A 12357-nucleotide genomic window follows, 5' to 3' on the forward strand; every position below is an offset into this window, starting at 1 on the left:
GCCCGACATTGTGGCCGTTCGAAGATGTCTTAGCTGGTAACCCCGATAGCTACCCGTAGAGCCGACGGGTCAGACAATGCGGTCAACATAGCATCGGCCACGTCGGCTCTGGAAATGCGAAAAGCAAAGTGCGGAAGTCTGCCAACGGCCTTTCTATACTTAGCGGTCTTTGGCCCGTCCGTCAGGCGTGTCGGGCGAATGAATGTCCAGTCGGTGGAGCTGCTACGGAAGCTGTCCTCCATGGCAATGCTGTCGCGGACCCGATTTGCGAAGAACATTCGCCCGAACAGATGGGCTGGCGGCAAAACGGCGTCTTTAAAGAGAAATGACGTCGATTCCAATACCGCTCGCTTGACTTGCGTCTTTCCCATCGCCGATATCAAAGCGACTGAAAATCTCGAAAGGAGATCTTCTTCATGATGGGGCACAGGATTTCTAGGGCCAAATGCCGAAACGACCGCATCAATACCTTGAAGTGCAGTAGCTAAATCGGTTTGGCTTGTTAGATCTCCCTGTTGAATCTCGATGTCCCGTTCGAAGGATGCCAGACGATCTGGGGAACGTACCAAAGCCCTCACCTTCCACTGTCGGGAGATGGCTTGTTTTACTACCTCAAGGCCGGTGCCTCCAGTTGCTCCTAAAACCAAAATCATTAGATTTTCCCCTATTTCGGTTTGTACTGCGTGGGCGGAAAGAGGTTAGTAAGCCTCGATACAACACCTATGGCAATGGCAATCGCGGTGAAAGCATAACCCACTGAGTCGCTTAGGGTAGCCGCGAAAGCGAGCAATGTGATTACGCACGCCCATTGGAATGCGTTTTTCCAAAACGCGAGACGCCATAGAGGCACTTCGCGACTCGCCTTAATTCTTGCCCGAAGCGAAGGGATAATGCGAGGCACGGCTTGCCGATAGTGCACGAAGAATTCACGATACTTTCGTTCCAGCAACATTTCTTCGTGTCCCATGAGCCGAACAAGAAAAACGGTTTCCACCATCAGCATTACAGGCAAACCGAGGCGGCTCTGGAATGTTCCCAACGCTGTGAGCAGGAGAAAGTAGCCCAAGTAGTGTGGATTTCTAACATATCGAAATGGACCGTCGATTTGGAGATGGTTGCGCTTCGAAGACGTGCCGTCCGGTCGGTATGCCGTCGCTGCTGTAAGAAGTATGGCACTCGCCGCTGCAGTCACAGTGGCCGCACTATAGAGCAAACGAACAATCAGGTCCTTTTGCTGCACTCCCAGATGCGAGGGCATGACTGCATAGAGGGCGTTGAGATGATCCAGGTTGTAGCACGCGTATGCCAACGCGTAGCCCAGAATGATGATGATATGGCGATGACGATACTCAAAGTTCGATGCGATGGTTATGGTGTTCAAGAGACTCTCGCGGTGTTGGAGTTACCACGTCTTATCGAAGGAAAAAGCAATCCAAACATTCGGATTGCAACTAGGTCAAGAGTTCGCATGCAGTGAGGCCCGCATCATAGCCGCATAATCCCGGTCGAGGAAGGTCACCCGGAACAAATAGCGGCCGAAAGCTCCAAGGTATCCGGGGAATGCGTTCTCTTTTAGATGGAAGGAATACGTCCAAACGATGTGGGTGTGACCTGAATCGATCTGAGTGTCACGAAACTCGCCGACTGCATATTCGATGGGCTTGGCTTTTGGGCTTGTATAGTTCCAGACGGTGTAGCGAAAACGATAAAAGGTACTTGAATGCTCTTCTTCAAGTGACTGCTCTAAGAGAGTCGACCCATCGCTGAGGCAAACGATGTGTCGAGATCCAGGACGCGGAAATGGAATCGTACCTAACGGGAATATCCCAACAACGCCTGGCAGCGAACCGGCTTTGTGAATCGCATCTTTGAGTTCAACCTTAGCGTTCCTGTCCATCACTTCCGCAAGTGAGTGTGCCACGGTGATCTCTTCGGTATGTGCAACGAGCTGGCCGGGACCCGCGATTATCGGGTGTGGCCCATTGGTAAAGCCTGACGGTGGCGGACAAACCTGTGCGTTGACGGAGATCGAAAAGATAGCGGGGGATGCCATCAACATCCACAAGGCAAACTTTTGAGGGCTTCGCATGTTACGAGTCTCCGATATTACGATCTTCGTAGCATATCCAAGCTGTTCGCCCTTGTCAATCGGAGTTGCAGACCGTGTTTTCCGGCAAACCGTGCATGCGTTTCGGTGGATGAGTCTGACCCAGAGCAAGTAGACGGTCTTGCGTCTAAGGTGAATGCACTATCATGACAAAATGAAAAAGTCCCCTTCCCCGCGCGGCCCAGTGAGCGATCAGCAGGCTACATCTCTCGATGTGGGCATCGCCGCATTGCTGCTGCGCTTCAAACTAGAGCCGAGTATCGTGGCTGGAAGCCCTTATGCCGATCTTCACGTCAACGACGTGGGCTTGTTGGTGATGATTTCAGGCCCGGAGACATGGAGCGTGCGCAAGATTGCGCAGTCGTTGGGGACTCCCATATCTACGATTTCTTCTGCATTGGACCGTCTGGAACAGCGTGGTCTGATCAGGCGCGAACGGTTGCCTGGAGATCGACGCATGGTCCACATCGGGCTGACGCAGGTCGGTAATCGTCTTGTAGCGAAGATACGCGCAAATCAGGTTGAAACCTGTCGGTTGATGCTGACGCGTTTGAATGGGCCTGATCGTGAAGCGTTGATCCGTTTGGTGACGTTACTCGCTGAAAGATGATTTTGGTTCATCTCGCGACTGGATGATCAGGATGCTGCGCACATACGCCCCCCTTTGCAGTGGATTGGTTCCGGCTTTACTCAACGGCTTGGCCGAACTTTACCGGCAGGCAAAATTTCTTCAGGATGGCGAGGTCGAGGAGCTTTTCGGGGAGGATTTTTGCGAGGGTAATCAGCAGGACAGAATCCTTACCTGCCGGGTAACGTGTCCTCGGCGACCGCGCATTCAGTGCTCGTTCCACAACTTTTGCGACAACATCCGGGGAGCTTCCGGCCTTTTCGTTTTTGGTAAAGGCAGTCACCATTCGCCGAAACGCCACGGCATACAAGGCGGCTCCCTCGGGAGGAAGCGCGTTGATCTGATTCGCGACACCACCCAAAGTCTTATCGACTGCCGGCGAATTAATCGAACCCGGCTCGACCACGATGACGTGTATGCCTTGGGGACGCAACTCCAGCCGGAGTGCCGAGCTGACGGAAGCAAACGCCGCCTTTGAACTCGATAAGACCCCTGCGAACGGCGGCGCAAGGTGGTCACCTACCGATCCCGTGTTCACGATACGTCCTCTCCCTTTTCGAAGAAGCGGCAGGAAAGACTGAATCACGCTGATTTGGCCGAAGAGATTTACTTGATAAACCTTTCGGATCGAGTCGATCGTTGTGAACTCAATCGGGGAGACGTCGCCCATACCGGCATTGTTGAAGAGCGCGTCCAAGCCAACATTACCTAATCTAGATCCCACATCTTTCGCTGCGGCCTGTATCGACTCTTCGTCGCTAACATCGAGCAACACGGTTTCAACCCGATTGCGGGATTGCTCGCGCAGCAAATCGGCGTCCTGCTCCTTTCGCACTGCGGCGAATACCCGCCACCCATTCGCGGAGAGTCGTAGAACAGTCGCTTTACCGATACCGCTAGAAGATCCAGTTACGAATATCGAACGCGCTGTAGTCATGTATGTTTGGTCCTCCGTATGCAAACACGTGTTTGCATACGTTTGATTACATTTATACTGGATTCGGCGCATATCGTCAAAAGGGTCGGTGACTTGTGAAGCGTAAAAATCCAAGGAACTCGGGGGCAACGAAGGCGAGGATACTCGAAGCGGCGCGTGAGGCGTTCGCTACCCTGGGCTACGAGCGAGCCACCGTTCGCACGATCGCGGAGATGGCCGACATTCATCCGTCGATGATAATGCGCTATTACACGAGTAAAGAGACTCTGTTTGCAGCCTCTTCTCAATTCAGCCTCCAGTTGCCGGACTTTGCCAAGGCCGACCGTCCGAACGCTGGCGAGTTGATCGTTCACACCTTTCTTGACCGCTGGGAGAACCGGGGTGCGGCGGGCGATCTTCCGGCCTTGTTACGGTTATCTGTGACTCATCCAGACGGCAGAGAAAAGTTGATTACCGTGTACACCCAACAGGTGAAACCGGCGCTCGATCGGCTAATTCCGCCGAAGCAGCGCGCACGGGTCGCGATTTTGATAGCTACCCAACTTGTGGGCCTTGCCTTCCTGCGGTACGTGCTTCAGCTTCCCGCCGCGGTGGAATTGACTGAGGAGGAAATCGTCAAGTCCATCGGGAACGCAATTCAGAGCTACATCGACGCAGCCTCCGGTCCCCGCTAATCCCTGAAGGGCAAGGCATGGCGGGAACTGATCTTAATGACGTTTTTTTGGTCTCTCTACGCGCGGCTTCGCTCTATTTACGACGTGTCTGGTCTGAAGTAGATGAAGATAAGCAACTGTGTCCTCTCACGATTTCGCTAGGCCGTGTTTTGCGCGGTGCTACTCCGCCAAATTTCGTCCGATAGCGAAATGAATCAGTGCGCTCGTTGATAATGTGGATTCTATGCGCGTTCTAAGTCTGGTCCTACTTGTCGCAATTCCTATTGCCGCTGCTCAGCAACCACAACCTGTTCCTGCCGACGCGCAACGCGCCATTGATGAGGGCAATGCAGCTTGGGTGCCAGGACTCGAATCGCAAGACCTCGACCGCGCTTGTGGTGCATTCACGGAGCAGACGCTCTTCATTGATGCGAACGGCAACATTACGCAGGGGCTGCCGGCATTTGAAAACGCTCTGCGTGCGCGTTTCGCAAAAGGAACAAAGATCACCGGCGGCAAGGTGACCCAACTCGGGGCGCAGTTCCTCAACGGAAAGGTCATCGAATGGGGATCAAGTCTCCTGGAAACGGTCGACAGCCGCGGACTGCATCATCCCGGTGGCGGATACTATCTGACAGTGTGGGAACGGCGCCCAGACGGTGCCTGGAAGATCACACGCAACATCGGTCTGGGCCTGCTTCCGCAGTAGCCGGCTTCGTTTGCCTAGCAACCGGGCCTACGACGACGTAAGCAAGCACGTTCCAGAGATTTTCAAAAAGACTAGAGAACGGTACGATGGATCGTCCATTCAAGTAGATCGATACGAATGCGGATTTATACCGAATTCCCGACGAAACGCGTGATTGAAGTTCGATACGTCACCGAAACCGCAATCGAAGCCGATATCCAGAATCTTCGTGGAGTCCTGTTTGAGTGCCAGGGCCGCCTTGCGCAGACGCGTCCGTAAAAGAAACTGCTTTGGTGTGGTTCCCGTCATCTCTTCAAAACACCGCAGGAAGTGCCAAGGGCTAAGACGTGTTTCTGCTGCCAACTCAGCGAGCGTATGCGGCGCTTCGGGGGATGCTTCCATCGCGCGCAGTACGCGCGTGACCCTGCCTAAAGAGGCAGTGTCTGTGGAGCGCCTTCTTACGAGGCTTCCATGTTGAAGCTTCATCGCCTTATCGAAGATTTCGAACGCGACCTCCTGGAATGTGGCTTGATCGGGCTCGCGGGTCAGAGTGCCGGCGATTCGGGCCACTTGGGGAGACATGGCGCGGAGGGCGGGAATTCGCGGAATGCGAAATAGCTGCCGTCTCGGATCGAATCCTGCCTGCTCAGTAAATCCATCCGAGTAATGGAATGAGACGCATCGATCACCGACGCCATGTTCATGCCCACAAGAGAAACATTCGCCGGTATTCCCAAGCAGTATGGAGCCAGGAGTCATCAACTCGCAACCCGTGGATGTCCGGTATTGAAAGGTACCGTTCATGACGACCGCGAGCGAAAGCTGAGAGTGTTGCTCCTCAAACGCGGGATCGCTGGGGCCAGCGGCGCAAATGACGTCGCAGACCTTCCAACCCTGACCAGACGCGAGTACCCGAGCATCGGGTGGTTTGGATTGGACAGCAATTTTCCCCAAGACCTTTGCCTCCTCGTTCATCCAGTATAGGTTCGGCACGTCAACGCAATTCAATGGTACGTGCCGATCTTAAAAAAGAGGAGTTACTGCATGTGGCTCGAACTTTCGGGCTCATGCGAATTGTGAATATGGCATCCATCAGAAAAGAAATCTCGGTCCGAGCTAGTGTTGAACAGGCTTGGGACGCAATGCGAGACATCGGAGCGCTCCACACACGTCTAGTTCCTGGTTTTATCACCGATACGCAGTTGGACGGCGACGCCCGGATTGTGACCTTCGCGAACGGCAGCAAGGTTCGTGAGCGCATTGTTACCAACGACGACCAAGTACGGCGACTCGTGTGGACTGCGACTGGTGGCCTCCTTTCCCACCACAACGGGGCGGCTCAGATCGAAGGAGGGGCAGATGGTGGCGCGCGTGTTATATGGACAGCCGATTTCTTGCCCGATGCGGCGACACCTGCCGTCGACGAACTGATGGAGCATGGGATGTCGGTTATGCAGACAACTCTGAATCAACTCGCCATCGAGTAATTAGGCCACCGCAGAAGCAGGTTAGCTCCTAGGGACCTATCTGATTTCACGGGTAGACGGTTGTGCGTAGCGCGGGTGTGTTTTTGAGCTCAAAGGATTAGAGGAGCCAAGTAGACCCTCGTAAGATTGCGCGCACATAGCAGTCGTCGCTAGGAAGGCGCGTTTTTTTGCGCAGCAAAGGGGATGGTGCAGGAAGGGGGAACGTCGTCCTGCCGCGTCGCCGTCGAGCGAAGGCCGGAAGCAAGGGGAATGAGGGTTCCGGGAGAAACCGAGGGGGGTTCTCCCGGCGCGCCCGCAAGAAAGCCCCGGACGAATCCAGGGCCTTGATGCGAGAGTGGTTCTAAGCTGCCTTCTTTCGGGTTGCGTTCTTCTTTGCGGACGTTGAGCCTGCTACAGCCTTCTTTGCTTCTTTGATGGGCGTAGGAGCTTTGGCCTTCTTAGCCTTACCGCCCTTCGTCGGCGGAGCCGGAACGAACATGGCTTCGGCGTCGGCGAGGCAGTCGAACTCGCCTTGACGCGGGATAGCTGCGTGCGACGTGAGGACTAAGCGGAGGGCAAACCCCGTCAGCTTGTCATCGGAAGTGCTGGCAAGCAAGACACCCAGTATTTCCTCTGCACTCTGCTGGTTGTTCTCGTCATCGGCGACTTGTTGTTCGGCGATGTCCTCAAACATATAGGGGTCAAGGTGGATGAGGGCGGTAAGAAACGTCCTCAGTTGAAGCGCACTGAACATCGACGGAGCATCGGCGACGATGCGCTCTACGGTGGTGAGCCGTGTCTTGTGCAATTCCACAAGGCGGGCGCGCTCGGCCTCGTGCGCCTCATGCTCACGCTGGTTTTGCAGTTTGCGCTCTTCTTCCTTACGCTGCTGCTCTTCCTCATATTCCTGTCTGCGTTGCGCATACTCGCGTTCGCGCTCGGCGGCTTCTTCCTCGGTTTCTTCATCCGGAATAAGAGCCATGACAAGGGCGGGGTTTTCGGCCTGTTCTTCCGCCAGCCGTGAGGCAGTTTCGGGGTCATGCACCGGGCAGCTATGGTCGGTGCAAACAGTGAGCGTAGTGCCTACGTTCTTTCCGTAAACGATGATGGCGGGTTTCGCGGCGTCGCAGGGCATGACGGGTTCGGCATCGGGGTTGTCGATGACCGTTTCGATTTGGCGGACGTGGCCGAGTTGGACGGCCCCCGGTCGCTGTTCCTTGGGGCTGCGCCACCCATTCTCGATAAGGACAAGGCCGGGATGGGCGGCAATCTCGCGGTCAAGGTGCGCGGCCACTTTCCCGTGATAGCACGGCGCATCAAGGCACTGGTCACCCTGCACGTCGCAAAACAGTGAGGTGTTGTATCCGCTGCGCCGTGGGCAGGTGACGCAAGCTCCGGCCGTTGGGTTCAGGCTTGGGTCTTCGCGGTCGAAGGGAGCGTCGGCAAGATTCAAATAGAGGTTGGACTGAATCCATGCGCTAAGGTGCTTGGCTGGAAGCAGGTGGGCTTCCTTGTCCTGCCAGTCCTTGCGCCAGCAATTGTCGAACGCGTCGGCCTGATGCTCCTGCGGTAGACGCGCAATCAACGCTGCATGGCTGGCGGTGATGCGCTCTTGCTGGAATGCCTCTGCTACTGCGGGGATAAGCTGCAACAGACTCAGCCTCGCATAGATGTGGCTGGCACTCTTGCCGGACTTCTCGACCAACGCTGCAACGTCGTAGCCCGGAAGATCAAGCAAGTTCTGAAAGCCTTGGGCCTCTTCGTAGGGGTGTACGTCTTCGCGCTGCGAGTTCTCGACAAGCTGCCACTCAAGCGCCTGGGCATCCGTGAGTTCTTTGATGCGGGCGGGGAGTGAGAACTCTTCGGCAAGCTGTCCCGCACGGAAGCGCCTCGCACCTGCAACGATCTCGAACGCGTTGTCTTTGGGACGGACGACGATGGGCTGGATGAGTCCGCCTGACCGGATGGACTCGGCCAGTTCTTCCAGCTTCTTCTGGTCGAACGTCTTGCGTGGATTGGTCTTGGATTCAAAAAGCTGGTCGATGGCGATGTATTGGAATTCGCTGCTGTTCTGCATGATGCGCTCCTTGGGCTGTGGTTGGTGGTTGGGGTTGTGAAGCGGACACGCTGCCCTGTCACCGCTTCGTAGGCGGGAAACTTGGTTTAGGCGTGTTGCTTTCGCTGCGGCTCGAAGGCATCGGCGAAGCCCTGCTGTCGCAGGTTCTTGTCCCACAGCTTGGCGAAGCGTTCATGCTCGGCGTGTAGCTGCGGGTGATAGCAGTAATGGGCATCGCGGATGAAGCGGCTCCACTGCTCAATGCCCGCGTAATCGTTGCGCCAACAGAAGGGGTTGAGGTGTGCGCCCCCGGCAAAGCCAAGCTCGAAGCACATTTCGGGGTCGCGCATGGCATCGCCGTTCTGTTCTCCGTAGTGACAGACAGAGAGAGCGGGAAGCCCACATGGGCCGGACTCGTCAGTGGCCTCGATGACCAACGCCATATAAGGCGGGTTTTCGATGTGAAGATGTAGGCCGTGGTGCCACCCCCCGGCCTTTTGCAGAATGTCGAGAATGGTTTTCATGCCGCAACCTCCGCCAGTTCTTCGTCGTTGGCGCGGTCGGTGGTATCGGTCTTTTCCTCGAAGGTTTCCCCGAGGATGCAGTCGGCGGCTCGTTGTGCGTTCGCAGCAGCATGGACGATGAGGCGGTTATCCTCTTCCAGCTTGGAAATCCAGTTCTGGATGTAGGCGTTGGTGTTGCGGTCGGTGTGTTCATTGGCAATGCCAGCGATAGCGCAAAGGAAGGCCGCGCCCATCTCGGCGACTAACTCTTCTTTGCTGTAAAGCTCATCCCCGAAGTGGTCGCCAAAGGTGCGGTTCAAGCGGCTTTCGTGGCCTGTGCTGTGGACTAACTCATGAAAGAGGGTGCTGTAGTAGTGGGCTGCATCCACAAAGCGGGAACGTGCGGGCATGTGTACGGAGTCGGTGCGCGGTCGATAGTAGGCGCGGTATTCGGTGGGGCTCGTCAGATGGAGTGCGGGTCGGCTCTCCCATCCGGTCACGATGGCTTCGCAGGTTTCGTCCTCGTCGATCTCTGGCGCGTTGGTGGGCTGCACGATCTCCGGCAGGGTGAGGCCGTCGCACTGCTCGACGTTGAAGACGGTGTAATGGCAGAGAACGAAGGGGGTGCGCTCGTCTTCGTCCGTCTTTGTGTCGTCCTTCGCGGCGTGGGGAAGCTGTTTGAAAAAGACGATGGGCGTTCCGCGTTCGCCTTTGCGGACGTTGCCTTTTAGCTCCTGCGCCTGTTTGAAGGTGAGCCAGAATGGAGAGCTGAAGTCGCTCGACCAAAGCAAGAGGATGTTGATTCCCCGGTAAGGTTTGCCCGTATAGAAGTTGCGCGGGAAGGGGCCGCCCGTGAATCGCGGTGTGTTCCACGGCTTCTCCCACGGAATCACCCCGGCTTTGAGGCTGGAAATGATGCGGTCGGTAACGGTCTGATAGATACTCGGCCTGTTGCTAGTGTTTGCTTTCCTCATGGTTATTACTCCCCTCGCGGTTGCTGTTGCTTTTGCTTGTCCGCTCGCAAAGCGGCGGCATGGGACATGCCGGACGCCCAAGTGGCGAACGCGGGGGTAGCAAACGGAAAGGCCTTCGAGCGGAGCTTTTTGGGGGGACCGCGCGCAGCGTGGGGGAGCCAAAACCCGGAGGGCGAATGGCCTTGCAGAGCGGGGGGGGCAGCGCCCCCTAGAGAGGCCTGTTTTCCTTATTCAGCGTGCGTAGCACGGAGATCTATTGGGAGGGCGTTGCGGGAGGGAACGTCCCGCTTCCATGAGAGGGCTGCCTGTTGTCAAGACTTAAGAGTTGCTGACCCGCTTCCATGCGCACTCTGATCAGTCAAATCGACTGGGTGCAAGATGGGGTGCGTCTCCCAAATCTTTTATCTGGTGCTGCTGGCTGAGGTGCGGTCTAGAAGACCAAGCGGGCCGACGCAGTCACCACACATCGTCATACTGGTGAAACTGTCACGTTGGGGTAGAACTCACGCAGCAACGGAAATGGGTTGGTTTGGGAACGGGCAGTACAGTTCTCCATTGCTCCACAAGGAATGAAGAAGGACGGCAAGTTTTCGGGCAACCGCAACGAGAGCTCGACGCTTCGCAGGTGGACCTGCTTGTGCCAATCCTAGACCCCAACGCTTCATAGCCGAATCCGGACCGCGACTCAGCACGTAGTGAGCGCACTCGACAAGAAGGCTCCGAAGGTAGTGGTCGCCGTTCTTTGCGATGCCAAGCTCTGGGTTGCGCGATCCGCTCTGTCGCTGCCGAGGTCGTAGGCCGAGAAAGGCACCGACCTCACGACTGGAATCGAAGCGCGCGGTATCGGCGACGGTTAGAACATATGTCAGAGCCGTAAGGGGTCCAACACCAGGCACGCTGCGGAGCAGAGTTGTCGCTTGATACTTCTCTTTCGAGAGCTTCTCAATCTGGCGGTCGAGAGCGCGAACTTGCTCGGTGATCGTGGCGAGCGACTGATAGAGCGGACGCAACGCTTCCTGCAAGGACTCCGGCACAAACTTCCAACTCGTGTTGTGGAAGGCATCTGCATCGGTCGCCGGCAAGCGTGCGCCGATACTCTTTACCGCGCCTCGCGCAGTGTTCACCAGAAGAGTCCTGGCCTTCACCAGCTGGGCGCGAACTCGGATCACGGAAAGGTCTTCCTGCTGTTGTTGAGTCCGATGAGTGATCGGATACAACAGCTTCGGATCTAGCCGAACCACGCGAGCGAGCGCTTCGGCGTCGTTGGCGTCGTTCTTCGAGGAATGCGCGGTGCCGCGCCAGCGCGAAGGGTTCGCAACCCAGACCGTGCAGCCCACCATCTTTAGCGTTCGGCTGATCCAACCGGAGTGTGTTCCGTTCTCAATCGCCACCGGAATCCCCGCCCAGCCCGCAGCAACCTCAGATAGCGCCTCGGCCAAAGTCTTCACGCGTCCTCGACCGATCACTTCCCCTGTGCAGGACAAGGCGCACCAGTGGCTCCACCGGTCGCCCAGGTCGATGCCTACGGCTGCAACTGTTTCAGCCTGTACCGCTATCTTCGAGATCGTCTTTACCTTCTTAGTCGCCTTCATGTGGTGCCCTCCCTGTGAAATGACTGCCATTTCAGTCTGCCACTGGACTTGGCAGTCCTCTCATCCCATCTGAGGTGGGTCATGGAAGCCGCCGGCATAGTTGGTGGCTGGAATGAAGGGAGGATACATCCTCCCCTAAAAAACGAGGAAAAGTTTATCCAGTAACTAAACTTATCGAAGTATTATTAAGTCGCCCCTCGAATGCTTATCAACCGGAGACGAAAAAGATGCTCAAACATGCAGAGCTTGTGCATTTCAAAACGCCTACAGTGGCCCCTTCACCGTTCGACTTCAGTGGTCATTGGATCAATGAACTCGGTTCTTACATGGACCTCGATGTGAATGGGAATGCCCTTACTGGCAAGTACGTCAGCATGGTCACGGAGAACGGTCCCGGACCGACGCCGCCGTTCGATATTTACGGCAGCGTTGCTGGCGACCTCATCAACTTCAACGTGAATTGGGGATCGGAAATCACTGCTTGGATCGGTCATGGTGTGATCTATGCTGGTGGAAAAGCGAGCATCCTCACGTTGTGGCAGATCGTACACACGATCACCGATGAGCAAAATCCTGAAAATCAGTGGCAGACAGTCTCTGCGGGCGCCGACGAATTTCGACAGCAAAACTGAACGCGAAGCAAGCGAAACGTGAGATCACCGATGAATTCAGTGCTTCGAATCTAAACGGATCTTCTGGGACCCTGGGACATTTCTGGCACGACATTCCACGGAGGTTCTATGAACAAATGGT

14 protein-coding genes are annotated in these 12357 nt (G+C 56.0%); 5 read left to right on the forward strand and 9 right to left on the reverse strand.

The genetic code is table 11. From position 1 onward, the window contains the following. Positions 1–29 precede the first annotated feature (29 nt). The 3 genes from GSQ86_RS10830 to GSQ86_RS10840 form a co-directional block, all read right to left on the reverse strand. Positions 30–653, reverse strand: a complete 624-nt coding sequence (locus GSQ86_RS10830) for an NAD(P)-dependent oxidoreductase (protein WP_158749952.1) — start codon at positions 651–653, stop codon at positions 30–32. Between the two features lie 11 nt (positions 654–664). Beyond that, the gene (locus GSQ86_RS10835) at positions 665–1381 is read right to left on the reverse strand and encodes an isoprenylcysteine carboxylmethyltransferase family protein (protein ID WP_158749953.1); all 717 of its coding nucleotides are present in this window, start codon (positions 1379–1381) and stop codon (positions 665–667) included. Between the two features lie 75 nt (positions 1382–1456). Next, entirely contained in the window at positions 1457–2089 is a 633-nt protein-coding gene (locus GSQ86_RS10840; RefSeq protein WP_158749954.1) for a hypothetical protein, read from the reverse strand. A gap of 172 nt (positions 2090–2261) precedes the next feature. Here GSQ86_RS10840 and GSQ86_RS10845 point away from each other — a divergent pair, with 172 nt between their 5' ends. Then, on the forward strand, positions 2262–2717 hold the full coding sequence (locus GSQ86_RS10845; protein ID WP_158749955.1) for a MarR family winged helix-turn-helix transcriptional regulator: 456 nt from the start codon (positions 2262–2264) through the stop codon (positions 2715–2717). A gap of 76 nt (positions 2718–2793) precedes the next feature. Here GSQ86_RS10845 and GSQ86_RS10850 read toward each other — a convergent pair whose 3' ends face one another. Continuing rightward, the gene (locus GSQ86_RS10850; protein ID WP_158749956.1) at positions 2794–3672 is read right to left on the reverse strand and encodes an SDR family oxidoreductase; all 879 of its coding nucleotides are present in this window, start codon (positions 3670–3672) and stop codon (positions 2794–2796) included. Between the two features lie 95 nt (positions 3673–3767). Between GSQ86_RS10850 and GSQ86_RS10855 the strand changes: the two genes are divergently transcribed. Both GSQ86_RS10855 and GSQ86_RS10860 read left to right on the forward strand, forming a co-directional pair. Next, the gene (locus tag GSQ86_RS10855; RefSeq protein WP_158749957.1) at positions 3768–4346 is read left to right on the forward strand and encodes a TetR/AcrR family transcriptional regulator; all 579 of its coding nucleotides are present in this window, start codon (positions 3768–3770) and stop codon (positions 4344–4346) included. Positions 4347–4569: 223 nt separating this feature from the next. Beyond that, the gene (locus tag GSQ86_RS10860) at positions 4570–5034 is read left to right on the forward strand and encodes a DUF4440 domain-containing protein (protein ID WP_158749958.1); all 465 of its coding nucleotides are present in this window, start codon (positions 4570–4572) and stop codon (positions 5032–5034) included. A 99-nt stretch (positions 5035–5133) separates the two neighbouring features. Here GSQ86_RS10860 and GSQ86_RS10865 read toward each other — a convergent pair whose 3' ends face one another. Beyond that, on the reverse strand, positions 5134–6006 hold the full coding sequence (locus GSQ86_RS10865; RefSeq protein WP_216841113.1) for an AraC family transcriptional regulator: 873 nt from the start codon (positions 6004–6006) through the stop codon (positions 5134–5136). 89 nt (positions 6007–6095) lie between these two features. On the opposite strand from GSQ86_RS10865, the gene GSQ86_RS10870 reads away from it, so the two are divergent. After that, entirely contained in the window at positions 6096–6500 is a 405-nt protein-coding gene (locus GSQ86_RS10870) for an SRPBCC family protein (protein WP_158749960.1), read from the forward strand. A 340-nt stretch (positions 6501–6840) separates the two neighbouring features. Here the strand turns inward: GSQ86_RS10870 and GSQ86_RS10875 are convergent, their stop codons facing one another. The 4 genes from GSQ86_RS10875 to GSQ86_RS10890 all read right to left on the reverse strand — a co-directional run bounded on the left by GSQ86_RS10875 (position 6841) and on the right by GSQ86_RS10890 (position 11604). Next, complete coding sequence (locus tag GSQ86_RS10875) at positions 6841–8556, reverse strand: ParB/RepB/Spo0J family partition protein (RefSeq protein ID WP_158749961.1); 1716 nt, start codon at positions 8554–8556, stop codon at positions 6841–6843. 86 nt (positions 8557–8642) lie between these two features. Next, positions 8643–9059 carry a hypothetical protein gene (locus tag GSQ86_RS10880; RefSeq protein WP_158749962.1) on the reverse strand — a complete coding sequence of 139 codons (417 nt, stop codon included), beginning with the start codon at positions 9057–9059 and terminating at the stop codon, positions 8643–8645. Beyond that, the gene (locus tag GSQ86_RS10885; RefSeq protein ID WP_158749963.1) at positions 9056–10012 is read right to left on the reverse strand and encodes an ArdC family protein; all 957 of its coding nucleotides are present in this window, start codon (positions 10010–10012) and stop codon (positions 9056–9058) included. The genes GSQ86_RS10880 and GSQ86_RS10885 overlap by 4 nt, the downstream gene beginning before the upstream one ends. A 503-nt stretch (positions 10013–10515) precedes the next feature. Continuing rightward, the gene (locus GSQ86_RS10890; RefSeq protein ID WP_158749964.1) at positions 10516–11604 is read right to left on the reverse strand and encodes an IS110 family transposase; all 1089 of its coding nucleotides are present in this window, start codon (positions 11602–11604) and stop codon (positions 10516–10518) included. Between the two features lie 227 nt (positions 11605–11831). On the opposite strand from GSQ86_RS10890, the gene GSQ86_RS10895 reads away from it, so the two are divergent. Further along, on the forward strand, positions 11832–12236 hold the full coding sequence (locus tag GSQ86_RS10895) for an avidin/streptavidin family protein (RefSeq protein WP_158749965.1): 405 nt from the start codon (positions 11832–11834) through the stop codon (positions 12234–12236). Positions 12237–12357 lie beyond the last annotated feature (121 nt).

It is taken from the genome of Acidobacterium sp. S8, assembly GCF_009765985.1.
Taxonomy (GTDB): domain Bacteria; phylum Acidobacteriota; class Terriglobia; order Terriglobales; family Acidobacteriaceae; genus Alloacidobacterium.